This is a genomic window from Kitasatospora sp. NPDC056446, from assembly GCF_042796115.1.
Taxonomy (GTDB): Bacteria; Actinomycetota; Actinomycetes; order Streptomycetales; family Streptomycetaceae; genus Kitasatospora.
Window position 1 is genome coordinate 244,748 of the sequence record NZ_JBHTRF010000001.1, and the last position, 23,790, is coordinate 268,537.

Consider the following 23,790-nt stretch of genomic DNA (forward strand, 5'->3'; position numbering starts at 1 on the left):
GTGGCCCCGACTCCGGCTGACCCCCGCTGGCGCGGGGAGGATGTCCAGTCCGGGCAGGGGATCTCGATGCAGCACGGCTGACCCCGCTGATGCGGGGAGGACTCCGGGACGCCGGTCAGTTCATGCATGGCCCGCGGCTGACCCCCGCTGGTGCGGGGAGGACGGGTACTCAAGCATCGCCTCGGTCGGCTCGACCGGCTGATCCCCGCCGGTGTGGGGAGGACTCTTTCTGACCCGGGGTAATGCAGGGGCCTTGTCATTTCTTTGCGCCGCGCCGTGCGAGCATACCGCCGCTGCGTGTGGGCTGTTGAGGCGTCAAAGGGTCAAAGGGCTTGCGAATCACTCCATATGCCACCGGCGCCCCGTGCTGCCCGTGCGGTGTGCGGGCCCGTCGGGCCGGATGGTGGGTGCCCCTTGCCCCGGGCGGTGCGCCCCCTGGGCTAGGCGCGTGCGGCGTGTGCGCCCGGCGCGGGGGAATGCCGTCCGGCGCAATGCGGGATGAATATGCCAAGATGGTGATCATTATCGGTAGAAACTGAATGTGCGAATATTCCCCTGACCAGTCGTCAGGTGTAAGATGCTGAATCTGCGGCTCTGTGCCGAGAGCAATATCACTGGGGGTAGGCATGGCTCGTGGATGGGAAGCCGATCCTTCCGCTTCGTTCGTCAAGCGGCTGGGGAAATCCGCGAAGGAGCTCGGGACGTCCGAGAACCGGGACGAATGCCCGGACATCTGGCAGCTCTCGAACGGCGATATCGCCGTGATCGGCCGTGACCTCACGGAGGACTACGGGAGCCGGCTTCCCGAGGGCGTCGTCCTGGGGTCGGGCGAGCGGCTCGTGGTCATTCCCGGGCTCATGTTGAGCGTGGCGAAAGCGGACATCGCGGATGCCTGATCGACGGGCTCCCGAGCTGCGGTCCGCGTGGGGCGAGGCCCTGTCCCGCGAGGACTACAGGCGTGACTTCCGTGAGCGGGACGCGCGGGTCCGTGGCCGGGATTCCTGGAAGCTGGAGCGGCGTCAGCACTTCGAGGAGCAGGGGAGTGCGAGCTGGCAGGCCGCGCGCCGGGGCGACTGGAGTGAGGCGCTGCGCCTGCTGGAGGGCCGGCGCGCGGCGCTGCTGGCGATCGGCCGGGAGGACGAGGAACGGCAGTCGTTCTTCCACCGGGTCCGGGTGGTGGAGAAGCCGCTGACGGCCTATCTCCAGTGGGAGCTGCACTCGCTGCGGATCCGTGCCGAATGCGGTGAGCGGATCAGCATCGTCGGTGCGGAGGCGCTCGCCGATTCCGAGGGCGGGGAATTCGGTCCGCTGCCGGAAATCGTCGTTCTGGGCGGCCGTACGCTCTATCAGGTCCGGTATTCGGAAACGGGGTCCCCGGTCGGCGCGATCCGTTTCACCGATCCCGCTCTCGTCCTCCGGTGGGAGGACTACGTCAAGGATCTCCACCGCGCCGGCGAGGACGTCGGGGCCTATTTCGAGCGCGAAGTGGCCCACCTTTCCCCGCCCGTACGGAATCGGTCCACCGAGGCGGACGGGAAGAGCGAGAACAGTGAGAGGAGCGGGAACGGCGGGAGCCCCGGCACCCTCGGGCGTACGCGGTCCTCGGTGTCCGGTTCGTCGGCCCAGGACGTCGTCCAGGCGCGGGACATCAGCGGCGGCATCCACTTCCACCGCGCGTCCGGTGACGGGAGCGCCGCCCCGAGGCCCCGCCAACTGCCCGCCGACGTCCGTGGCTTCGTCAACCGGGTCGAGGAACTCCGCGCACTGGACGCGGTCCTGGCCGGTCCTGCCGAAGTGCCACCGGGTGGCAGTAGCAGCGGCGGCAGCACCGACGCCGCCGTCATCGTCATCGCCGGGACCGCCGGCGCCGGGAAGACCTCCCTGGCCCTGCACTGGGCCCACCAGGCCCGCGACCGCTTCCCTGACGGGCAGCTCTACGTCAACCTGCGCGGGTACGACCCGGGCCGCCCGGTCACCGTCCAGGAGGCGCTGCACCGCTTCCTGACCTCCCTCGGCGTCCCCGCCCCGTCCGTCCCGGAGGACCCCGACGCGGCCGCCGCCCTCTTCCGTTCGCTGCTCGCCGACCGCCGCGTCCTCGTCGTCCTCGACAACGCCGCCGCCGCGAGCCAGGTCCGCCCGCTGCTGCCCGGTAGTTCCGGCAGCCTCGTCCTGGTGACCAGCCGCAGCCGCCTGTCCGGTCTCGCCGTACGCGACGGCGCCCGCCGCCTCACCCTCGGCACCCTGCCCGAGCCCGAGGCGGTCGCCCTGCTGCGCGCCGTCACCGCCGGGCACCGGCCCCAGGACGATCCGGGGCAGCTCACCGAACTCGCCCGGCTCTGCGCCCGGTTGCCGCTGGCGCTGCGCATCGCGGCCGAACGCGCGGCCAGCCTGCCCCACATGGGACTGGACGAGCTGATCGCCGACCTGCGCGACGAGTCCGCGCTCTGGGACGCGCTCAGCGTCGGCGAGGACGGGGACGCCGACGCGGTGCGCACGGTCTTCGCCTGGTCCTACCGGGCGCTGCCCGACCGGGTCGCCCGACTCTTCCGCCTCCTCGGCCTCCACCCCGGCCCCGACTTCGGGCTGCACGCCGCGGCCGCCCTGGCCGGCCTCGCCCCCAACCGCACCCGCCAGTTGCTCGACGCCCTCGTCGGTGCCCACCTCGTCGAGCAGAGCGCACCGGACCGCTACCAGTTCCACGACCTCCTGCGCGCCTACGCCACCGACCAGGCCCAGCGCGAGGAGACCCCGGCGCAGCGCCGGGCCGCGCTGCGCCGCGTCCTGGACTGGTACCTGCACACCGCCGACGCCGCCCAGCAGTGGCTGCGCCCGGCCGAAGCCCGGCTGCCGCTGGACCCGGTGGGCTTGGTGGCCGACGCCGTGGCCGGCAGCGAGGACAACGCAGGCACCGCCGAGGGCGTCCGCCCGACGGCCTTCGCCGACTACAACGCCGCCGTGGACTGGGCCGAACGGGAACGCGCCAACCTCCTCCAGGCCGTCCACACTGCCGACGCCGCGGGCGAGGACCGGCGGACCTGGCAACTGGCCGCCGTCCTGTGGAACGCGCAGGCGCCCTCCGCCCCCGGCGCCGACTGGCTCGCGGCCGGCCGGGTCGGCCTGGCGGCCGCGCAACGCCTCGGCGACGACCGCGCCCGGGCCCTGCTGCTCACGGACCTCGGCATGGGGTGCACCCGCACCAACGCGCTCGGCGACAGCCTGGAGTACCACCGGCAGGCGCTGGCGCTGTGGCGCGAGCTCGGCGACCGGCTCAACGAGGCGCACTCCCTCAACCTGCTCGGCCTGGTGCACCTGCACAGGAGACAACTGGCAGAAGCCGTACGGTACTTCGAGCAGGCCCTGGCCGGGTTCCGGCCCCAGGGCGAGGCGCACTGGGAGGCCACCACCCTCGCCAACCTGGCCGGCACGCACTACCGGGCCGGGCGCCTGCCGCAGGCCTCGGCCGCCGTGGACGAGGCCCTGACGACCCATCGCGCCCTGGAGAACCGGCGTGGCGAGGGCAACGCCCTGCGCCTGCTGAGCGACATCCGCCGCGAGGACGGTGACCCGGCCGGTGCGCTGGCCGCCGCGAACACCGCCGTCGGCATCGCGCTCGACCTGCGGGACCACCGGCTCGAAGGCTTCTGGCTGCTCACTCTCGGCGACGCCCAGCGCGCCGACGGACAGCACTCCGACGCCCTGGACTCCTACCAGCGCGCTGCCGTCCTCCACCGCCGCCTCGGCGACCGCAGCCGGGAGGCGCTGGCCTGGTACGGCGCGGGCGAGGCGTACCGCCGCCTCGGGCGCGCCGCCGAGGCGGCGGCCTTCCTACGCCGGGCCGCCGCGGCCCACCACGGCCTCGCCGACCGCTGGCACGAGGCCCTGGCCCTCGACGCCCTGGCCGAAGCCCTGCTCGCCGACGACCCGCAGGCGGCGCGCCGTCACCGGGAGGACGCGCTCGCCCTCCTGGCCGGCTACGACGACCCGCGCGCCGCCGCGGCACGTGACCGGATCGCGCGGGGTGCGTGAGTGAGGCTGGTCTCATCGCCATGAATGCGCAGGGCGAAATGTGCCGCGTACGGGGGTTTTCACGGCTGAAATGGTTATACGAAAACCGGCCTGCGTCGTAGGCTCCACCGTCGTGAGCGACTCCTCTTCAAAGCGTCACTGGCGCATGTCGATTTTCCTCTGGATCGGCCTTCCCGTCATCGCCCTCATCGGCCTTGCCAAGGCCGCGCCCGACCTCGTACCGGCGTGGAAGGCGCAGAGCGGCAGCGGAGTCACCGGGACGTTCACCGCCGTCCGGGAGTCCTGCACCCACGGATCCTGTGACTACTACGGCGGCTGGAAGGCGGCGGACGGCACGTCCACGCGCACGAATGTCCTCCTGTACGACGGACCGGATTCCCTGCGGATCGGAGACACGGCCGCCGCACGGGACTCCGGTGCCCCGGGCGGGGTCTTCTCCACGGCGGGCGGCTCCTCCTACCTGCTGGTGACGGCCTTCGCCGTCGGCGGTCTGGCGGCGGCGATCGCCTGGCCGGTGTTTCTCTGGCGCACGTGGCGCACCTGGCGCTCCTCGCGTGGGCACCGGCCTTCGGCACCGGCGCCGGCCGAAGCAGCCGCGTGACCTGAACGGGGATCCGTTCCCCGGGAGCTCGAGAAGACGTCGGACGAACGCAGGGCCGGGCTCAGGCCCGGAATCCGGGTCCAGGTCCGGAACCCAGGCTCAGTGCGACCAGAACGGGTCCTCGTAGCGGGGCAGGATGTCGGGGCGGCCGTCGGGCAGGGTCGGCTCGGGAACGTAGGTGCCGAACGGGTCGCGGTCGCGGATCACGGGTATCGGCCCGACGGTGGCCTGGAAGGTGATGTTGCCCGCGGCGCCGACGAGCAGGCACACGCCGTGCCCGGCGGGCGTGGCGGCGAACATCGAGGGCTGCCGGGGGTTGACCGCGGTGAGCCGGAACCCCCGTGCCTGCCAGCCGCGTTCGGTGATGCCCAGCAGCGCGCCGTACCTGGACGGGGCGACCCTGGTCAGCACGTACCGGTCGCGGGTAGCGGTGGCGTAGCCCAGGGAGCGGTCGTCGGGGCCGCCGGTCCGTTCGGTGGAGCGCGGCCAGCCGTCCCGGTACCGCAGCGGGGGACGGATGGCGGACATCGCCTCGTCGAGGAGCGCGTCGAGCGCCTGGACGGCCTGTTCGGGGGTCATACGGAAGCTTTCGGAACGGGGAGGGGGCGTGGGGGAGGGCGTGCGGGAGCCGCGACGGGCGGCCACAACAGGCAGTCGCGCCGGGGCGATGGGGCGATGGGGTGACAGGGCGATGGGGTGACGGGGCGGCCGAAGGCCCGGGAGCGACCCGGTCCATGCCCCGCCCCGGTGCGGTGGTCAGGACGACCAGTACGGGTCCTCGTCCGTCGGGAGGACGTCCGGGCTGCCGCCCGTCGTGACCGGTTCGGGCGTGGGGGTGCCGAACAGGTCACGGCCGTCGGGCACCGCGACCGGGCCGACGGTGGCCCCGAAGTCGATGTTCCCGGCGGGGTGGATGGTGACGCTCACGCCGTGGCCCTCGGCGGTCGTGGCGAACAGTGCCTGGAGGTTGGCGGGCCCGGCGTCGATCCGGTAGCCCTTGGCGCTCCAGGTGCCGCGCACCGCGTCCAGCAGGGCGCCGTACTTGCCCGGCGCGATCCTGGTCATGACGTGGCGTTGGCGGGAGGCCGTGGCGTAGCCGAGCGAGTGCTCGTCGAGGCCCTTGGAGTACTGCACGGTGGCCTGCGGCCAGGCGTCCCGGTAGTGCAGCGCCGGCTGCACGCCCGACATGGCCTCGTCCAGCAGGGAGTCGAGCTTCTGGACGGCCTGCGCGGGCGGCACGAGCGGGCCGGGCGGGGTCTCGCTCCCGGCCCGGCTGCCGCCGCCCGCTCCGGAGCCCGCCCCGCCGCCCGCGCTGCCGTTGGCTCCGGCGGCGCAGGCGGTGACGGCGAGCGCGAGGACGGCCAGGGCCGCGGACAGGCGCAGGGTGGGGCGTCGGCGGTGGTTCATCGGTGGTCCTGACGAGTGACGTGGTCGTACTGTCCGGCCACGATCTGGCCGATGTTGTTGACCGACTCCAGGGTGTTCGACTTGGCGTCGTTGGGGTCGGTCATGTAGTTCGAGTGGGAGTCGAAGGAGAGGTCCGGCCCGTCCGCGACCGCGAAGCGGTTGGCGCCGAATTCCTTGCCGGCCGGGTCCTGGCCGAACCAGAGCTGGTTGTCGGGGCCGAACCAGTCGTACATCTTGTCGGCGACGTAGCCGCTGACGGCGCCGCCGATCGGGCCCCCCGTGAGCAGGCCCTGCCCGACGCCCTGGGCGTCGGTGGCCACGCGGCCCTTGGACGGCAGGTGGCTGACCGGGTCGTTCTCCGCGTCGCCGACCCACACGTGGCCGGGGTCGATGTGCAACTGCGAGGCCTTGCCGGCGCCGGTGCCGGGGGAGCCGACGAGGATGATGTCGTCGGCGCCAGTGCCGCCCGGCGCCTGGGCACCCAGGCCGACGGTGGTGGAGCCGTAGCTGTGGGCGAGCGCGACCAGGTGGGCGGGCGGCCCGTCGTGGGTCGCGCGCAGCCCGGCCATGAACTTGTCGTAGGAGGCACCGCCCTTGGCGGCGCGATCGCCGCCCATCACCTCCAGCGGCCGCATGTCGCCGTTCTGGAGCTTCTCCAGGCCCGGCGGCGGGTCGTAGCCGAGCCAGACCATCGACGCGGTCTCGGAGTTGGGGTCGGCGTTGTGCGCGGCGTTCCACACGTTCAGGGCGCGGTCGCCGTCCTTGCCGCCGACCGCGCCGAGCGTGGTGCCCAGCCCCGGCACGTACGCGCTGACGTTCTTCGCGGTGTCCGGGTTGCCGAAGGACAGGATGCCGCGGCCCTGGCCCTCCTCGCTGACGCCGATCAGGAATCTGGGCGGCTGCTTGTCCTTGTCCGTGTCCAGGCGCTTGCTGATCGCGAGGAAGCCTTCGAGCTTCTGCTTCTCGTCGTCCGTCAGGTTCGGCTTCTGCTGGTACTTGGTGATGAGGTTGGCGAGGTTCAGCCGGTTGGCCTGGTCCCGGGCCGTCGCCGGGATGCCGTCGCGCATGCCCAGCAGGTCCGGGTGGGACTGGATGAGCCGCTGCTGCTCGTCCGGCGTCAGGCCCTTCCACCAGGAGTTGACCTCGGTCGGCGCGGCGCCGGCGGGCGGGAACCCGGCGGCCATCAGGTCGACGCCCTGCTGCGTGACGGCCTTCAGGTCGGCAGCCGCCTTGTCGGTGTCCAGCCCGGTGCCGTTGCGGGCGCGCTCGGTCAGCGCGTCCAGCAGCCCGGCGAGCTTCTGGTCGGCGTTGTCCGCCTCGGTGACGGCCGCGGAGATCCGGTTCGCCAGCGCCCGGGCCCGCTGCGGGATGTCGTAGTCCGGGTCGTTCCTCTCGGCCTTGGCCGGCGGCGGCCAGGTCACCGTCCCGTCGTCGGCGACGGTCAGCCCCAGGTTCTGCGCCTCCTGCAAGGCGGCCTTCAGCTTCGACTGCGCCAGCAGGAAGCTCTCCGAGGCCTCGCGCAGCAGCCCGGAGACCGCCGACATCTCGGTGTGCGCCGCGTCCAGGCGGTTGCTGGTGCGCTGGAGCGAGGCGTTGGCGGCACCGGCGGCGTTGCCCACCCAGTTCGAGTTGAGGACGTGCTTGAGCACCTCCTGCTGCATCGTCTGGACGTGCTTGCCGAAGTTCCCGGACAGGGTGTCGTAGGCGGTGGCCGCCGGCGCCAGGCCCGACAGGTCCGTGTCGCGCAGCCGCGCGAGGGCGACCATCAGCTCACCCCCTGCGGGAACAGGCCGGACGGCTTCAGGCCGGACGCGCCGTTCTTGTCCGCGTTGCGGTAGTCCGTCGCGGTCTGGCCCAGCTTCAGGGCGACCCCGTCGACCTCGGAGGCGAGCTTGTTCAACAGCTCCTCCCACGCCGAGGTGCAGTTGTGCAGCGAGGCACCGACCCGCCAACCCGACAGCGCGGCGACCACCGAGTCCGAAGGCTGGTGGATCGCCTTCAACTCGTTGGGCATCGCCTCACCGCTCTCCTTCGCGGCCTTCGCCGCCAGGTCCAGGTCCGCCGGGTTGATCCCGAACCCCGACCCCAGCGGCGCCGCCGCCTGCGGCTGCCCGTACAACCCGCCGGGCCAGCCCGGCCCGTCCGACGCCGCGTACGCGTTCATGGATGTCCGTCCCCCTCGTCCGCCGGCCCGCGCTCTCCCACGGACCGGAACCACCACGACCGCGCCGCGGCGCACCCGGCCGCAGGCATGATCGAACCACTCGTGCACGCGAACGTAGCAGACCGGGCACACCCGTGCGGACCTGCCGGAACGTTCGCATCCGACGAAACGGACCGGCCCCGTGCGGCCCTGGGCCCGCCTGCGGGCCGCCGCCGACGCGCCCCGGCTCCGGTACACGGACGACGGGCCCACCACCCGCACGCGTGACACACGACCGGATCGTTCACACTCCAAGGGGTGGCGACGGCGGGGCCTGCGGGACCGAGCCCGTCCCGCCACCTCCGCTGACGCGGAGAAGAGATAGCCGACTGGGCCCCGATCGTCATCCGCTACGGCCGACCCCCGCCGGCGCGAGGAGGAACTCGGCCTGATCTACTCGGTCGACAACTCCACCGGCTGACCCCCGCCGGCGCGGGGAGGAGCGGTAGTCGAGCCGTGCGTTGAGCAGAACCAGCGGTTGACCCCCGCCGGTGCGGGGAGGACCCGCCGCTATGGCACTCGCCGGCGGTCGCCTCCTTCGCCGCGTCGAGGCCGGCCCGCCGCAAGCCCTGGCGTTGGCCGGCGCGGCGCAGCTCCTCGCGGATTGGGTGAGCGTACAGCGCGGCCGCGAGCTACCCTTCGCGCGCTGCCTCGGTGTCCCCGGTGGCTGGCTGAGCCTCGGTCACCGCCCGCTCTGCGCCGAGCGGGAGCGCCGCGACATGGAGGGGCAGTGGGTCAGCGGGCGGTTCAGGGTCGGCCATGCGAACCACCCTACGACCGGCATCGGACAACCCGGTCAGGCGTAGGCCCGCCCCATGCCCATTCGCTCTGTCGTGTTCGACATCGGCGAGACGCTGACCAGCGACACCCGCTACTGGGGCGCCTGGGCGAGCTGGCTAGGGGTGCCGCAGCACACGCTGTCGGCTCTGGTGGGCATGGTGGTAGCCGAAGGCCGGGACAACGCCGACGCCATCCGGATCGTCCGGCCCGGTGTCGACGTGGGTGCGGAATGACGCGTCCGTCAGGATGCCGGCCAGGGCGACTACCTCGATGAGACGGATCTCTACCCGGACGTGCGACCGGCTCTCTCCCGTCTGCGTCAGGCCGGCCTGTGGATCGGCATCGCAGGTAACCAGAACGCCGCGGTCTCGGCCCTACTGACCGGCCTCGCGCTCCCGGCGGACGCCATCACCACCTCGGCTGAGTGGGGCGTGTCGAAGCCCGCACCCCACTTCTTCGAGCGGGTGATCGGGTGGGCGCCTGGTGAGCCTCACGAGATCGTGTACGTCGGCGACCACCTGGCGAACGACATCACGCCCGCCCGGTCGGCAGGACTGCGAGCCGCTCACATCCGCCGCGGCCCGATCGGGCTGACCACCGTGGCAGCGGAGGCGGACTGGACGGTCGATTCGTTGACCGAGCTGGCTGACCTGCTGGTCGGCCGGTAGCAGGATCGCCCCGACGGTGTGACCGTTGGGGCGATCTCGCCCGACGCCATACGGGCGCCGGTACCGTTCCGAGTGCGACCACGGAGAGGGCCGCGCGCCTCTGGCCTGGCCGTCCCGCCGGGTCCGGATCGCTGTACGGCGGGCCGGAGGACCGTGTCACCGGTCCGTCGGTCTGATGCGAGCGTTCGACGACCGCCTTCACGACGTGCACCTGTAGGAGGGGCAGCATGCGAATCGGGATCACCGGCCACAGGGGGCTGACCGGAGACGTCGAGCAACAGGTCCGCGAACTCCTCGACGCTGCCGTGCGCGCCTGCGACGGGCCGGACCTGACTGCCGTTTCGATGCTCGCGGACGGTCCTGACAGCTGGTTTGCCCAACTCGTCCTGGAGCGAGGCGGAACTCTTGAGGTCGTCGTTCCGGCCGAGGAGTACCGGAACGGCCTGCCTTCGGACCACCACCCGCTCTACGACAGGCTGTTCAGCCGAGCCGCCGAGGTCCACCGCACCGGGATGACCGCTTCGGACAATGCGGCGCACATGGCGGGCAGCGAAGCCGTGGTCGGCATGGCCGACGTCGTTCTGGCCGTCTGGGACGGCCTGCCCGCGCGCGGGTACGGCGGCACCGCCGACGTCGTGGCCTACGCGCGGCGCTGCGGTGTACCCGTCCGGGTGCTGTGGCCCGAGGGAGCAACCCGGTAGCCCCGGGCCATAACAGATCGGCCACGAACACAGATGGCCGACCGGTAACCCGGTAGCGTCGCGCGCGCACCACACCAGTCCCAGGGGGGATCATGCGCATCCGTACTGTTGTCGCGGCCACCGTCGTCGCGCTGCTCGCCGTCGGCTCGACGGCGTGCTCCAGCTCGACCGGCAGCTCGAAGGGAGCCGTGTCGCCGAGCAGTGCGGCCACGGCCCCGCAGACCCCGGAGGCGGCACCTGCCGCGCCTCAGACACCAGCGCCGGCCGGGACGACGCCGGCCGGGGCGACGGCGGCCGCGCCCGCCGGGGCGAAGCCGAGCGGGCCGCCGGCCAAGCCGGATGCCGCTACCACCGCCGCCTACATCGCGGCGTTGACAGCCATCGATCCGGAGATCGTCAGCGACAAGGCCGACCGTGCGGTCAGCCGTGGCCGTGACCAGTGCACGTCCGTCGCCGAGTGGCCGAACGACCAGGCGAAACTCGTCGACCTTGCAAACAAGCGCTTCACCTCGTCGAAACACCCGGAGGGCTTCGGGGCGGAGAAGTCGGCGCGAATCCTTGCGGCCGTGCGCAAGCACATCTGTCCGACGTACTGATCGGACCACAGCGAACCGCCCCCATCCGGAAGACCGGATGGGGGCGGCCTTCGTGGTGCCGCCTGTCAGAGGATCATGACCGGCAGGATCGCACTTCCGATGTCGGCTGCGAACGCAACTACGGCGAGTTTCAGGATGGGCATGGTGACCGGCTGCCCCCGCTGACGTGGGGAGAAGCCGGGGATCGCGCTCTTGGCCCAGCCAATAAACGGTTGACCCCCGCCGGCGCGGGGACGAGTAGCCAGGGAGGACACCGCCGGTCGCGAACTTCGGCTGATCCCTGCTGGTGCGGGGAGGATGGGTTCCACACCGGCGGGTGACCCGACCCGAGCCGACCCGTACGAGCGGACGAGGCTGCGGGCCCAGCCCTCGGCGGGGTCACCTCGTGGTCTGGCGCAGACGGCCGATCGGCCACCGCGGACCGTTGTCCGGGTCGCCCTGCCACGCCCACTGGGCATCGGGCGTGACGGTGATGCCGTAGTCGTACAGGGCCGGGCTGCCGAGGCCTTCCCACTGGGACCACGCGGCCAGCAGCTCGTCGCCGAGCCGGCGCGGCCCGCCTTGTGACAGCACCGTGCGCCCGTCCGCGTCCGGGCGGATCTCCGCCCAGGAGCAGTCGCTGTCGTGGACCAGGACGACCGGTCCCTCCCCACTCTGCTCGCTGAACAGCACGATGTCCGGAACGGCGACGCGCAACGCGAACCGGAGGTGCCAGTCCTCCAGGCCGGCCGGGTCACGGGGCAGGATCAGGCGGGTCTCGGGCTCGGCGCCTTCGCGCACCCGCGCGTACGCGCCAGGCCCGCTGCTCGGCTGCGCCGGACCGGTCCGGTCGCCCATGAACTGGGCCAGGCCGTGGACCCAGCCGTGCGCGGCAGCGCCGTCGTCGGTGACGGTGAGGGCGGCGTACCCGAGCCGGCCCCAGGGGTAGACGATCCGTCCGCCCGGACGCACCGCCTCCACCCAGTGCCAGGGCACGGTTTCCACCGCGTAGGTGGCGTGGAGCCGGTCGACCTGGCCGCCGTCCGGCACCCCGCCGCCGGTGCCGTCGCCCACCGCCACTTCGACGTCGAGCCTGGCTTCCGCGAGCCGGGACCGGGCGAACGCGGCCAGGTGTTCGTCGACCTCGGTGGTGCCGACCAGGCCGGGCCCGGTCCGCCAGGCGGCCAATGCCGCGGTCCAGCCCTGCCCCGTGCCGACGTCCCACACCCGGTGCCCGGGCTCCAGCCTGAGACTGTCCAGCATGTCCGTCACCACGGAGGGCGCGGACAGCGAGGACGACGGACGGTCGCCGGTGAGCTGGGTGACGGCCGCCGCGTCGAGGCCGGAGTACAGCTCGGCGGCCCACCCGTCCGGCTCGTCCGCGCGGTCGACCGGCACGTAGGCCCGGCCGTCCCACCGCCACAGCCGGTCCGGCGCGAACCGGTCGCGCGGCAGTGCGGCGAAGGCCTCGCGCAGCCACGGCGAATCCTCCGGCCACGCCCCGCGCCGGTCCATCTGCGCGTTCAGGCGCGCCCGGTGTCCGGCCGGGCCCCCGGCGTCCACCCTCAGCCCTTCTTGTGCTTGCCGTCGCTCGGCGGCGCCGGCTCGACCTTGCCGTCGGCGTTGTTCGGGGGCGGCGTGCCCTGCCCCGGATCCGGCGCCGGCTTCGAGTGGTCCCCCATGCGGCCCTCCTGCATTCGACGGGTACGGCCGACTCGCCATCCTGGTGCAGCAGCGCGCCGGACGGTAGACGGCGTGCGGAAGCGCCAGGGGGGCGCGCACGGACGGTACGTCAAGCAGCGATCCTCCCTGTTTCAAGGCGTGTTGACGTAGGGGAGGGGAGTTCAGGCGCCGCGCAGGGATGGCGCCCCCGATTCGGGGCGAGTTCCTCACGAGGCTTACAGCATCGCCGAGTAGTCACCACGGCCGGCCGTTTCATGTCCTCCTCTCCGCTCTCCAGTGCCCAAGCCGCACGGAAAGCGCTCGCTGATCGACTCGACCGGATCCGGCGGGACGCCGGGCTCTCAGGGCTTGAACTGGCCGTGCTGTGTGGGTGGCACAAGTCAAAGTCGTCCCGCATCGCCCGCGGTCTGACGATTCCCTCCGACAGCGACACCTTCGTCTCGCCGGCGGCGGGTTCAGGCCGGCTGCGAGCAGCGGTCGTGGTTCGGACCGCCGGTGGGGAGTGCCGCCTTGAGTACACCGAGCAGACGGGCGACCTCGACGGCGACGGCCGTGCGGGCCGGACCGAGGTAGCGGCGGGTGTCGACCAGCCCTGTGTCGTCGGCCAGGGTCCGGCGGACGGTGGTGGTGAACACCTGGTTGAGGTGAGTGGCGATGTTGACCTTGGTCATGCCGGCATCCACCGCTGCGGTGAGGTCCTCGTCCGCGACGCCGGAGGAGCCGTGCAGCACCAGCGGCACCGGGACCGCCTCACGCAGCCGGCCGATGAGCTCGAAGTCGAGTGCCGCGTCGCGGGTGAGCATGGCGTGCGAGGTGCCGACGGCCACGGCGAGCGCGTCCACGCCGGTGGCGGCGACGAACGCCGCGGCTTCGGCGGGGTCGGTGCGCACGCCGGGTGCGTGGACGCCGTCCTTGCCGCCGACCTCGCCGAGTTCGGCCTCCACCCAGACGCCCGCGGCGTGGCAGTGCTCGACCACCTCGGCGGTGGTGCGCACGTTCTCCTCGTAGGCGAGCACGGAGGCGTCGAACATCACCGAGGTGAGTCCCAACTTGACGGCTTCGTAGACGAGTTCGACGGATGTGGCATGGTCCAGATGGACCGCGACCGGCACCTTGGCGGCGCGGGCGACGGTGAGGGTGGCGGCGCCGATCGGAGCGAGGCCGTCGTGGTAGCGGACGGCGTTCTCGCTGATCTGCAGGATGACCGGGGCGCCGACGGCCTCGGCACCGGCGACGATCGCCTGGGCGTGTTCGAGCTGGATGACGTTGAACGCACCGACCCCGCGCGCGGCGGTCGCGGCGGCGGTGGCGATCAGGCCGGTTCCGGTCAGGGGCATGGCTTGAGCTCCTCGGTTGCGAAGGGTCGGACGGCCACCCGGCTCCGTACGGCCTGGTGGACGGCGCGGTCGAAGTCACCGGCGAGCGGTGCGGCGACGGCGGCCGCGGACAGTGCCACGGCCTCGGCCAGCCGGTCGGGCCAGGGCTCGCCGGTGACCAGACCGAGGGTGAGCGCGGCGACTGCGGCATCGCCGGCGCCGGTGGGGTTGCCGGCCAGCCGCTCGGGCGGGCGGGCCTGCCAACCGCCCTGCGCGGTGACGGCGATGAGGCCGTCGGCGCCGAGCGAGGCAACCACTGCCCCGGCTCCGGCGGCGTGCAGCGCGCGGGCGGCCGCCTCCGGGTCGGTCAGGCCGGTGGCGGCGGCGAGTTCGTCCGCGTTGGGCTTGACCAGGGCCGGCCGGGCCGGCAGTGCCGTACGCAGCGCCGCCCCGTCGGCGTCGAGCACCGCCGGGACGCCGCGCGCGTGCGCGAGCCGGAGCAGGTGGGCGTAGGCGTCGTCGGGGACGCCGCGCGGGAGGCTGCCGGAGAGGACCACCGCCTCGGCGTCCGGCAGAAGTGTGTCCAGGTGGTCGATGAACCACGCCCATTCCTCGGCGCCGACCACCGGACCGGGTTCGAGCAGGATCGTGGTGTCCCCGACGCTCTCCTCTACCGCGGCCACCGTCCGCCGGGACTCGCCCGCGATCGTCAGCATGCGGTCGGCCAGGCCGGCGGCGGCCAGGTCGGCGCGGATCGCCCGGCCGGTGAGGCCACCGGCCAGGCCGGTGACCACGGTCGGGTGGCCGAGGGTGTGCAGGACCCGGGCTACGTTGACGCCCTTGCCACCCGCGCGTTCGGTCACCGTCCGGACGCGGTTGCCACCGCGCGGGCGCAGCCGGTCCAGATGGTGGGTGATGTCCAGGGCCGCGTTGAGCGTGACGGTCAGGATCACGCCGCCACTCCCGCTCCAAGAAGGTCCTGCGCAAGCAGCCCGGCACCGAAACAGCCTGCCTCGTGGCCGAGTTCGGCGGGCAGCAGCTCCGGCATCGCCTGGAAGGTGAGCCGCGCCGCCAAGGCCGTCCGCAGTGGCGCGAAGTACGGCTCGCCCGCCCGGGAGAGGCCGCCGCCGATCACGATCCGCTCGGGGTCGAGCAGGGTGATCGCGCTCGCCAGGCCGTCGGCGAGCGCGTCGACGGCCTCCTGCCAGACGGTGGCGGCCGCCCGGTCCCCGGTCGCGGCGCGCTCGCCGACCTGCTTGGCGGTGACGTCCGGCTCGCCGGTGGCGGTGGTGTAGCGGCGGGCGATGGCGGCGGCCGAGGCGAGGCTCTCCACGCAGCCGTGGGCACCGCACGCGCAGGGTTCGCCGTCGGGGCGGACCGTCAGGTGGCCGAGTTCTCCGGCGCGGGTGTGGCTGCCGGTGAGCGGGCGCCCGTCGACCATCACGGCGGCGGCGATGCCGGTGCCGACCGGGACGAAGAGGAAGTGGTGGCTGCCGCGGCCGGCTCCGGCCCTGGCCTCGGCGATGCCGCCGGCCCGTACGTCGTGCCCGAACGCGACCGGGATGCCCAGGTGTTCGGAGAGCCGGTGCCGAACGGGCAGATCGCGCCAGCCGAGGTTGGCGGCCAGCACCGCGGTGCCGGCCGGTTCGTCGACGATGCCGGGCACGGCGATCCCCGCGGCGGCCGGGCGGAAGCGCTCGGCGAGTTCGGCGGCGCAGTCGAGGACGGTCTCCAGTACGGCCTCGGGTCCGCGCTCGGTCCGGGTGAACCAGCGCTCGGTGTGGCACAGGCCGCCGTCCTCGGCCACCGCGGCGCCCTTGATGTAGGTGCCGCCGACGTCGAGGGCGATCGCCGTGGCGCTCACGGCCGGGTCAGCACGATGGAGCGGGTGAGGCCCTGCGGCTGGTCAGGGTCCAGGCCGCGGCCCTTGGCCAGTTCGACGGCGAGCCGCTGGGCGCGGATGAGGTCGGCCATCGGGTCCAGCGCGCTCACCGACACCACGGCGCCGGTCGGCCGGACCTGGTCCACCAGTCCGGCCGGTGGCTCGCCGAAGAACCACACGACGCTGTTCGGGCCGGTGACGCTGATCGGGCCGTGCCGGTACTCCATGGCCGGGTAGGACTCGGTCCACGACCCGGACGCCTCGCGCAGTTTGAGCGCCGCCTCGTTGGCCAGACCGACCGTCCAGCCGGTCCCGAGGAAGGTGAACTGGCTCGCCTCGACGGCCCGTTCGGGCAGCGGGTAGGCCAGCGCCCGCTCGGCGTGCGCGGCCAGGTCGGCGGGGGCGAGGCCGAGGTGGCCGCGCAGCAGCGCCAGCGCGGTGGTGGCGAAGCGGGTCTGCACCACCGACTTCTCGTCGGCGAACTCCAGGTCGATCACCGTGTTCGCGGCCGTGCTGATCGGGGTGGCGAGGTCGCCGGTGAGCGCGACGGTCGGCAGCGCGCCGCAGCGCTCCAGCGCGGCCAGCACCTCGGTCGTGGTGCCCGAGCGGGTGATGGCGACGACGCGGTCGTAACCGCGGGCGGCCGGGAACTCGGAGGCCGCGAAGGCGTCGGTCTCGCCGAGGCCGGCACCCTCGCGCAGGCCCGCGTACGCCTGCGCGATGTAGAGCGAGGTGCCGCAGCCGATCACGGCCACCCGCTCGCCGCGCTCCGGCAGCCCGGCGGGCTCCAGTTCCAGCGCCTTGCGCCAGCACTCCGCCTGGCCGGCGATCTCCCGCTCGACGTGACTCATCAGGGTTCTCCTCGCTGGGGGCACGGGTGGTGCTCGGGGATCGGTCCGCACCGAGCACTGCTTCACGCTGCAACTGCTTCACACTGCAAGTGTCTGCGTGAAGATGCTCTATTCATAGCCTAATGCGTCATCTTTGAGCAATGATGGTTCATCGAGAGGATCGCGGTACCGGGTCGGTGATGACCGGCGGATAGGCTGGTGACCAGGGACGGCCGATTCGAGGAGTGACGATGGGCCCGGATGAGCGCTGGTCGCGGCTGCTTGAGATCCTTGGCGACCGGGGCCGGATCGACGTCACGACGGCGGCCGGGCTGCTGGGCGTCTCCGCGGCCACCGTGCGCCGGGACATGGACGAACTCGCCCAGCAGCAGTTGCTGACCCGGACGCGCGGCGGCGCGGTACTGAGTGAAGTCGCGTACGACCTGCCCCTCCGTTACAAGGCCGCGCGTCAGACCGGCGAGAAGCAGCGCATCGCGAAGGCCGCCGCCGCGCTCGTCCCGCCCGGCGCGGTGGTCGGGCTCAACGGCGGCACCACCACCTCGGAGGTGGCCCGTGAGCTCGCCACCCGCACCGATCTGGCCGGGCACGGCACTCGGACGGCGCTGACCGTGGTCACCAACGCGATCAACATCGCCAACGAGCTGGCGGTGCGCCCGTACGTGAAGACCGTGGTCACCGGCGGCGTGGCCCGACCTCAGTCCTACGAGCTGACCGGCCCGTTGGCGACCATGATGCTGCAGGCGATCTCGCTGGACTACGCGATCCTCGGAGTCAACGCCGTCGACCCGCGGTTCGGCGCGGCCACCCACGACGAGGGCGAGGCCGGCGCCAACCGGGCGATGGCCGAGCGGGCGGAGCGGGTGGTCGTGGTGGCCGACTCCACCAAGCTCGGCAAGCGCGCGTTCGCGCAGGTCTGCGACACGAGCGCGATCGACACGCTCGTCACCGACGCCGACGCTCCGAAGGAACTGCTGGAGCGGTTCGCCGCCCACGGGGTGGACGTCCACTGCGTGTAGCGCCCGCGTTCGGTGCCGCGCCGCAGGGGGCGCGGGCCGACGGGTGTGCCGGGGGCGGTCGTGTTGCCGGCTTCGGCTTCGGCTTCAGCTTCGGTGCGCCGTGCGGATGACCGGCGTTGCCGCGGCACATCCGGCAGTCGTCGACGGCAACAGCCTTGTGGCCCGGGGTGCCAACGGGGCAGACTCTGTTCACACTGATGCTTGATATTGGGCAAATATCGAGCATATGGATCACATTCGTGCAGGTCGCACCATCCCTCCATCGGTGCGGCCGCAGAGTCGGCTCCGCGGGCCGGGGCCGGACGGCCGGCTCGAAGCCGGACACCCGGTGTTCCGCTCCCAAGACCTGCTCGCGCCCCGAACGGAAGAGGCCATGCTCGCCACGGACCGTACTGCCCTGGCCGGTGCCAGGCTCGTCCTGCCCGGCGGCGTCGTCGAGGGCGACCGCCTCACCGTCGACGGCGAGCGCATCGCCGGCCTCGGCGGCGACACCGAGCCCGGCGACCTCGACCTGACCGGGTACACCGTCGTCCCCGGCTTCGTCGACCTGCACGTCCACGGCGGCGGCGGCGCCTCCTACACCTCCGGCATCGCCGAGGAGGCCCTGCTCGCCGCCCGCACCCACCTCGAGCACGGCACCACCACCACCGTCGCCTCCACCGTCACCGGCGAGATCGACGAGGTCGCCCGCCAGGCCCACGTCCTCTCCGAACTCGTCGAGGACGGCGTCCTGGCCGGCATCCACTTCGAGGGCCCGTTCATCTCCCACAACCGGTGCGGCGCCCACCGCCCCGACCTCCTGCGCGACCCCGACCCCGCCCTGGTGCGCAAGCTCGTCGACGCCGCCCGCGGCCACGCCAGGATGGTCACCCTCGCCCCCGAGCTCCCCGGCGGCCTGGACTCCGTCCGGATGCTCGCCGACCTCGGCGTGATCGCCGCCGTCGGCCACACCGACTCCGACTACGCGACCACCCTCGAAGCCATCGACGCCGGCGCCACCGTCGCCACCCACCTCTTCAACGCCATGCCCGGCATCGCCCACCGCGCCCCGGGCCCCATCGTCGCCCTCCTCGAGGACGACCGCGTCACCGTCGAACTCATCAACGACGGCGTCCACCTGCACCCCTCCGTCCTCGACCTCGCCTACGGCACCGCCGGCGCCGCCCGGGTCGCCCTGATCACCGACGCCATGGGCGCCGCCGGCATGGGCGACGGCCTCTACCCCCTCGGCCCCCTCCAGGTCGAGGTCGAGGACGGCGTCGCCATGCTTCCCGACGGCAGTTCCATCGCCGGCTCCACCCTCACTCTCGACCGGGTGTTCCGAAGAGCGCTCACCATCGGAAAGCTGACACTCGCCCAAGCCGTCGAGTCGCTGTCGGCGACCCCGGCCCGGCTGCTCGGCCTGGCCGACTCGATCGGCTCGCTGGAGGCCGGCAAGCTCGCCGACCTGGTCGTGGTCGACTCCGGGAGCTACGACCTGGTCGCCGTGATGCGCCACGGCCGGTGGGCCGTCGGCGGCGAGAAGTTCGCCACCGTCAAGTCCGCCTGAGCGCGACGGCGACGGCCGCCCTCCCCGAAGGGCGGGCGGCCGCGCTGTGTCCGGGTTCAGGCGGTCAGGCGATCGACCACCGCTGGAGCGGCGAGCCGGCGTCCGGCTGCTGGGTCACCGTGGCGCCGTCGGCGGTCGAGGCGGTGGTGAGCAGCAGTCCGCTGTCGGCCGAGGTGACGGTGTACGAGCCGTCGGCGGCCGACCGGACGTTCCAGTGCTGGTTGGCCCCTCCGCCGCACGGCCACTGGATCACCCGGGCGCCGGCGGCGGTGGAGCCGCCGCTGACGTCGGCGCACATCGAGGACAGGGCGTTGACCAGCTCGTACGAGCCGTCGGGCTGCCGGCGGAACTGCCAGAGCTGGTTGGTGGCGCCGGAGGCGGTCCAGGTGATCAGACGGTTGCCGGCGGTGGTGCTGTTGTCGGCGTCGTCGAGGGCCTTGCCGCCCGTGGTCAGCGTGTGGTTCCCGCTGAACGCCGGGGTGACGGTCCAGGTGAAGGTGGCCGAGGCGCTTGCCGTGCCGGAGGAGGCGCTGACGGTGGCACTGGAGACCCCGGCACCGGTCGGGGTGCCGGAGATCAGGCCCGAGGGGCTGATGGAGAGCCCGGCGGGCAGGCCGACCGCCGAGAAGGTGAGGGGCTTGCCGGCATTGTCGGTCGCGGTCAGCCGCACCGAGACGGCCTTGCCGACGGTGCCGGACTGGTCGCCGGGGGCCGTGAGCACGACCGTCTCCGGGGCTGTGCCGGTCGGGGCGAAGGTGAGGCTCTGTTCGTCCGCCGTCCGCCCGCCGCCGACCGTGCTGCCGGTGGTGTCGCTCCAGGAACGGGCGGGCGCGGTCTCGGCGAGCCTGCCGGACGTACCGGACATGCCGATCACCAGGCCGCTGTAACGGTTCACCAGTTGGAACCGGCCCTTCCCGGCCTTACCGGGAAGGATGAACCACTGCCGGCCGACGGTGGCGCTCCCGCCGGCGGCGTTGGTGGCGGTCAGCCCCGCGCCCCAGGCCCGGCCGGCCGTCGAGGCGGAGTCGACGCCCAGCAGCTGCCCGGTGGCGGCATTGGCGATCCGGTAGGAGCCGTCGCCGTTGGCCAGGAAGCTCCAGGACTCACGGGCGGAGCCGGTGGGCCTCGCCGTGGAGGTGGCGGCGGAGCCGCCATCGGCCTGGGCGAGGACTCGGCCGGTGCCGTTCTGGATCCGGTAGGTCTTCGTCAGGTCCACCGGAGGGCCGGCCGGTGTCGACGAGTCGACAGTCATCTCGGCGTACTCACCGTCCGAGGCGGAGCAGGCGAAGGAGCAGTACATCCGGAAGGTCTTCCCGACGACCGTCGAGTCGGTCCGGTTGGCGCTGTCCAGGAACCAGCGGTACCAGGAGGCGGTGTGGTAGCCGCCGGTGTCGCCGAGCAGGGTCCACTTCTGGGTGGCCAGGTCCTTGGTGGCGTAGATCTGCTGGGGGGCGTTGCCGCTCTGGTCGACGGCCTGGGGGGAGCCGATGTAGAGGCCCAGATAGGCGTCGTAGCTGACGTTCATGACGAACAGCGGTGTGCTCGGGGCGAGCGTGCCCGCCGCGACCTGCTGCTTGACGCTGCCGGGGTTGACGGGGTTGTACTCCTTGACCGGCGGCAGGTACCCGGTCGGGTCGGCGGAGTCGGCGGGCACCATGGAGCTCTCCAGGCCGCCCGCCCCCGGCTGCGACCAGGAGCCGTCGTACCACTTCTGCCAGCTGCCGGGCGCCATCTTGGCGGAGATCGGGGCCCGCGCGACGTGTTCCTGGAAGGCGCCCCAACTGCCGCCCTTGTCGACGATCCGGGAGCCGTAGAAGACGTAGAAGTAGCCCGAGGCGGTGTCGGCGAACAGCCGCTGATCGCCGTCGCCGTAGTAGAAGGTCTGCTGTGGGAAGGCCGCCGTGTCACCTCGGGTGGTGCTGTACGGGGAGGTGATGGCGTGGTCCTTGACGGACCAGGTCTTCCCCTGGTCGGTGGAGACCGCGTAGTCGATCGCGTCGTAGTGCAGGCCGTCGCCGAAGGGCTGTGGGGTGAACTCGTTGTGCACCAACCCGTACCAGTCCCCGGTGTCCGGGTCGACCCACACCCCGGACAGGTCGCAGAAGTTCCGCTGGGAGTAGCGGGAGCCCTGCGGCGCGTCGGTGGACTCCCGGCCGGTGGGGCTGTTGTCGCACCGCCAGGTGGTGTCGTCGTTGCGGTCGACCGGGTTGGCGGGGTCGACGGAGCTGCTGATCGGGTTCGACACGGTGGCGTGGTCGAAGTCGGTGCCGGTGTAGAAGTTCCACTGCCTGGAGTCGTTCGCGCCGTACAGCGAGTGCGACTGCTGGAAGTAGAAGGTGCCGTCCTTGTCGGTGTAGACGCCGACCGGGGTGTCGTCGGGGTACGCGTACGAGCCGGTCCTACCGATCGAGACGGTGTACGTGGCGTCGGCGTGCTTGGCCGCCGCGGGGGTGGCGGCCACGGTGCCGGCGCCGAGGCCGGCCAGCGCGGTGGCGGTGAGAGCGCCGATCCATCTGGTGAGCAGGGGTGACACAGGTACTCCTCTTCCGTGCGGGGCGCACCGGTGCGCCCCGGGCTATGGGGGTGCGGAACGGGAGAGTGGTCCGGGGGCGGGCGGTCAGCCGTCGGTCATCCGTCGGTCAGCCGTCGGTCATCCGGAAGTCGTACTGCGGCGGGACGGGCGTGCCGGGGTGAACGGCGAGCCAGAGGGTGTCCAGGGAAAGCTCGCCCTCGCGCATGGTGTCGACCTGGATGCCCTCGGCCAGCAGGCGCCGGACCCGGTCGTCGTCGCCGGCGGCGTGCGCCGCTTCCGCCTCGGCCAGCCTGATCCTTCCGTGCGCGCGATCGGCCGGGGCGAGGCTCTCGATCAGCGCCAGCGCCTCGGCGGAGCGCTCGGCGCGCCGCAGGGACTCCAGCGTCTCGATCGTCAACTCCCCCAGCTCCTGGCGGAGTCGGTGGGCTGCGAGCATCAGGTCGGCGGCCTCCTGCGGCTCCGGGGTGAGGAAGGCGAGCGAGCGCAGCGCCCAGGGTGAGGCCTGCGCGGCGACAGAGCGTTCGAACGCCTCGCGGGCGGAATCCCGCTCTCCCGCCGCCAGCCGCAGCAGCCCCAGCTGGTACAGCGCGTGCCAGTCCGTGGCGTTCCCCTCCAGCAGCAGCCGCCAGTGCGCCCCGGTGACCGGTTCGGCCGGCGGGTCGCAGACCGGGAGCGTGCCGGTCCTGAGGAGCTGCCGCCAGGGTTCCTGGGCGGCCGCCGGCTCGCCGAACGGCAGGGACGGCGAGGCGGGCAGGGCGCCGGCCTCGATCTCCAGCGCGGCCCAGCCGCCGCCCTCGGCCAGCACCTCCTCGGGCACGCCGAACCCACCGGCCTGCGCGTCGGCCAGCTCCAGCTCCAGGGGCGGGAGCAGCCGGTCCAGTGCCTCGCCGGCGGCCTTCCGGGCGGCTTCCCAACTCCCGTGCACGGCCTTGGGATCGGCCTGCAGAAGCCCGTACGCCTCGGTCCAGGACCAGGTGGCGCCGGCGGGCATCGGCAGGTGCTCCAGCTGGGTGCGGGCCAGGCCCGCCTGGATCTCCAGGTAGGCGGAGTCCGGGCCGGAGAGCCACTCCTGCCAGTGCCTTCCGCCGGTGCCGGTGCCCCAGCAGAACAGCTTGCGGCCGCGCAGCCGCGCGGTGGAGGTCTGGACGAGCCCGGCGCCGGTGCCGTCCAGCGCGGCGATCCAGGGACGTTCACCGCCGGGGAGGTCGAGGAAGTAGTCCGCCGCGCGCTGCACCCGGCCGGGGTAGCTGCGGTCGGCGCCGTCGGCCTGCGGGAAGGGCACCCGCCGCAGGTCGCTGACGTAGTCGCAGTGGAAGGCGTGGTCGGCCGGGCCGAGGACGCGCACGTCGCGGTCCTCGGGCACGGCGATGTTGGACCACCAGTAGACCGGTGTCTCGGTCGGCGCGGGGTTGTGCACGGCGATGTGGACGTACAGCACCGGGGAGTCGGCGGGCAGCCAGGTGTCCATCCGCAGGACCAGGCGCCGCAGCCGCTCGAAGGCGTACATCCGAAGCACGGGGGTGCCGTCCGGTGCGGTGACCCGGGCGGCGTGCAGCGGCTCGCAGGTCAGCGGCCAGTGGCCGGTGGCACCGAGGTTCCACTCCACCCCGCCGGCCAGCCAGGCGTCGCGCAGAGCGAGGTTGGCGGGCTGGAGGATCCGGTTGCGGTGCAGCAGTTCCCGTCCGCCGGGGCGGTGGACCAGGGACCAGAGCCGCCCTCCGAGGGAGGGCAGGAAGGTCGCGGTGAGGTGCTCGTTCTCCAGGACCACGCACGGGAGTTCGCGCTCGGCACGGACGCGGTCGTACCCGCCCTGCCGGGTGTACGGCAGCAGGGTGTCGGGCACCCCGTACGCCAGATTGCGGCGCATCTCGTCGTCGACCCCTGCTCCCGCGCCGGTCTGCCGGGGCAGGCCGTGCAGGATCGGCAGGGTGCCGCCGACCGGGTCGGGGGTGCCGTCGATGCGGAGGACGCCGGTTCGCAGGGGCGAGGTCACGCGGGA

Annotated in this window: 18 protein-coding genes and 1 pseudogene; 8 read left to right on the forward strand and 11 right to left on the reverse strand. The window is 72.9% G+C overall.

Features of this window, described 5'->3' with window-relative positions; translation table 11 throughout:
* Nucleotides 1-626 precede the first annotated feature (626 nt).
* The 3 genes from ACFQ6N_RS01200 to ACFQ6N_RS01210 all read left to right on the forward strand — a co-directional run bounded on the left by ACFQ6N_RS01200 (nucleotide 627) and on the right by ACFQ6N_RS01210 (nucleotide 4,627).
* Entirely contained in the window at nucleotides 627-896 is a 270-nt protein-coding gene (locus ACFQ6N_RS01200; RefSeq protein WP_380646040.1) for a hypothetical protein, read from the forward strand.
* Nucleotides 889-4,026, forward strand: coding sequence for an ATP-binding protein (locus tag ACFQ6N_RS01205; protein WP_380646041.1), 3,138 nt, complete (start codon nucleotides 889-891; stop codon nucleotides 4,024-4,026). Before ACFQ6N_RS01200 ends, ACFQ6N_RS01205 begins: the two co-directional genes overlap by 8 nt.
* A gap of 145 nt (nucleotides 4,027-4,171) precedes the next feature.
* Entirely contained in the window at nucleotides 4,172-4,627 is a 456-nt protein-coding gene (locus ACFQ6N_RS01210) for a hypothetical protein (RefSeq protein WP_380646042.1), read from the forward strand.
* Nucleotides 4,628-4,726: 99 nt separating this feature from the next.
* On the opposite strand, the gene ACFQ6N_RS01215 is transcribed toward ACFQ6N_RS01210, so the two are convergent.
* From ACFQ6N_RS01215 to ACFQ6N_RS01230, 4 genes are all read right to left on the reverse strand, one after another.
* The gene (locus ACFQ6N_RS01215; protein WP_380646043.1) at nucleotides 4,727-5,206 is read right to left on the reverse strand and encodes a hypothetical protein; all 480 of its coding nucleotides are present in this window, start codon (nucleotides 5,204-5,206) and stop codon (nucleotides 4,727-4,729) included.
* A 177-nt stretch (nucleotides 5,207-5,383) separates the two neighbouring features.
* Nucleotides 5,384-6,034, reverse strand: a complete 651-nt coding sequence (locus tag ACFQ6N_RS01220; RefSeq protein ID WP_380646044.1) for a hypothetical protein — start codon at nucleotides 6,032-6,034, stop codon at nucleotides 5,384-5,386.
* Nucleotides 6,031-7,800, reverse strand: a complete 1,770-nt coding sequence (locus ACFQ6N_RS01225) for an alpha/beta hydrolase (protein WP_380646045.1) — start codon at nucleotides 7,798-7,800, stop codon at nucleotides 6,031-6,033. The genes ACFQ6N_RS01220 and ACFQ6N_RS01225 overlap by 4 nt, the downstream gene beginning before the upstream one ends.
* On the reverse strand, nucleotides 7,800-8,198 hold the full coding sequence (locus tag ACFQ6N_RS01230; protein WP_380646046.1) for a hypothetical protein: 399 nt from the start codon (nucleotides 8,196-8,198) through the stop codon (nucleotides 7,800-7,802). The genes ACFQ6N_RS01225 and ACFQ6N_RS01230 overlap by 1 nt, the downstream gene beginning before the upstream one ends.
* Before the next feature lie 854 nt (nucleotides 8,199-9,052).
* Here ACFQ6N_RS01230 and ACFQ6N_RS01235 point away from each other — a divergent pair.
* From ACFQ6N_RS01235 to ACFQ6N_RS01245, 3 genes and pseudogenes are all read left to right on the forward strand, one after another.
* Nucleotides 9,053-9,685: pseudogene (locus ACFQ6N_RS01235) on the forward strand (HAD family hydrolase).
* A 227-nt stretch (nucleotides 9,686-9,912) separates the two neighbouring features.
* Nucleotides 9,913-10,386: a hypothetical protein gene (locus ACFQ6N_RS01240; RefSeq protein ID WP_380646047.1), complete on the forward strand. Its 474-nt coding sequence runs from the start codon at nucleotides 9,913-9,915 to the stop codon at nucleotides 10,384-10,386.
* Nucleotides 10,387-10,478: 92 nt separating this feature from the next.
* Nucleotides 10,479-10,982, forward strand: coding sequence for a hypothetical protein (locus ACFQ6N_RS01245; RefSeq protein WP_380646048.1), 504 nt, complete (start codon nucleotides 10,479-10,481; stop codon nucleotides 10,980-10,982).
* A 378-nt stretch (nucleotides 10,983-11,360) separates the two neighbouring features.
* On the opposite strand, the gene ACFQ6N_RS01250 is transcribed toward ACFQ6N_RS01245, so the two are convergent.
* From ACFQ6N_RS01250 to ACFQ6N_RS01270, 5 genes are all read right to left on the reverse strand, one after another.
* Complete coding sequence (locus tag ACFQ6N_RS01250; protein WP_380646049.1) at nucleotides 11,361-12,524, reverse strand: protein-L-isoaspartate O-methyltransferase; 1,164 nt, start codon at nucleotides 12,522-12,524, stop codon at nucleotides 11,361-11,363.
* A 575-nt stretch (nucleotides 12,525-13,099) separates the two neighbouring features.
* Complete coding sequence (locus ACFQ6N_RS01255) at nucleotides 13,100-13,981, reverse strand: ketose-bisphosphate aldolase (RefSeq protein ID WP_380646050.1); 882 nt, start codon at nucleotides 13,979-13,981, stop codon at nucleotides 13,100-13,102.
* A complete protein-coding gene (locus ACFQ6N_RS01260) occupies nucleotides 13,972-14,913 on the reverse strand; it encodes a 1-phosphofructokinase family hexose kinase (protein WP_380646051.1) in 942 nt (313 codons plus the stop codon). Before ACFQ6N_RS01260 ends, ACFQ6N_RS01255 begins: the two co-directional genes overlap by 10 nt.
* Nucleotides 14,910-15,824: an ROK family protein gene (locus ACFQ6N_RS01265; RefSeq protein ID WP_380646052.1), complete on the reverse strand. Its 915-nt coding sequence runs from the start codon at nucleotides 15,822-15,824 to the stop codon at nucleotides 14,910-14,912. Before ACFQ6N_RS01265 ends, ACFQ6N_RS01260 begins: the two co-directional genes overlap by 4 nt.
* The gene (locus tag ACFQ6N_RS01270; RefSeq protein ID WP_380646053.1) at nucleotides 15,821-16,693 is read right to left on the reverse strand and encodes an SIS domain-containing protein; all 873 of its coding nucleotides are present in this window, start codon (nucleotides 16,691-16,693) and stop codon (nucleotides 15,821-15,823) included. Before ACFQ6N_RS01270 ends, ACFQ6N_RS01265 begins: the two co-directional genes overlap by 4 nt.
* 230 nt (nucleotides 16,694-16,923) lie before the next feature.
* On the opposite strand from ACFQ6N_RS01270, the gene ACFQ6N_RS01275 reads away from it, so the two are divergent.
* Together ACFQ6N_RS01275 and nagA are read left to right on the forward strand one after the other, a co-directional pair.
* Complete coding sequence (locus ACFQ6N_RS01275; RefSeq protein WP_380646055.1) at nucleotides 16,924-17,709, forward strand: DeoR/GlpR family DNA-binding transcription regulator; 786 nt, start codon at nucleotides 16,924-16,926, stop codon at nucleotides 17,707-17,709.
* 373 nt (nucleotides 17,710-18,082) lie between these two features.
* Nucleotides 18,083-19,258 (forward strand): N-acetylglucosamine-6-phosphate deacetylase, encoded by a 1,176-nt coding sequence (nagA, locus tag ACFQ6N_RS01280; RefSeq protein WP_380646056.1) that lies wholly within the window; start codon nucleotides 18,083-18,085, stop codon nucleotides 19,256-19,258.
* A gap of 64 nt (nucleotides 19,259-19,322) precedes the next feature.
* On the opposite strand, the gene ACFQ6N_RS01285 is transcribed toward nagA, so the two are convergent.
* Both ACFQ6N_RS01285 and ACFQ6N_RS01290 read right to left on the reverse strand, forming a co-directional pair.
* Nucleotides 19,323-21,791 (reverse strand): RICIN domain-containing protein, encoded by a 2,469-nt coding sequence (locus tag ACFQ6N_RS01285; protein ID WP_380646057.1) that lies wholly within the window; start codon nucleotides 21,789-21,791, stop codon nucleotides 19,323-19,325.
* A gap of 106 nt (nucleotides 21,792-21,897) precedes the next feature.
* The gene (locus tag ACFQ6N_RS01290) at nucleotides 21,898-23,784 is read right to left on the reverse strand and encodes a DUF5107 domain-containing protein (protein WP_380646058.1); all 1,887 of its coding nucleotides are present in this window, start codon (nucleotides 23,782-23,784) and stop codon (nucleotides 21,898-21,900) included.
* Between the last annotated feature and the right edge of the window lie 6 nt (nucleotides 23,785-23,790).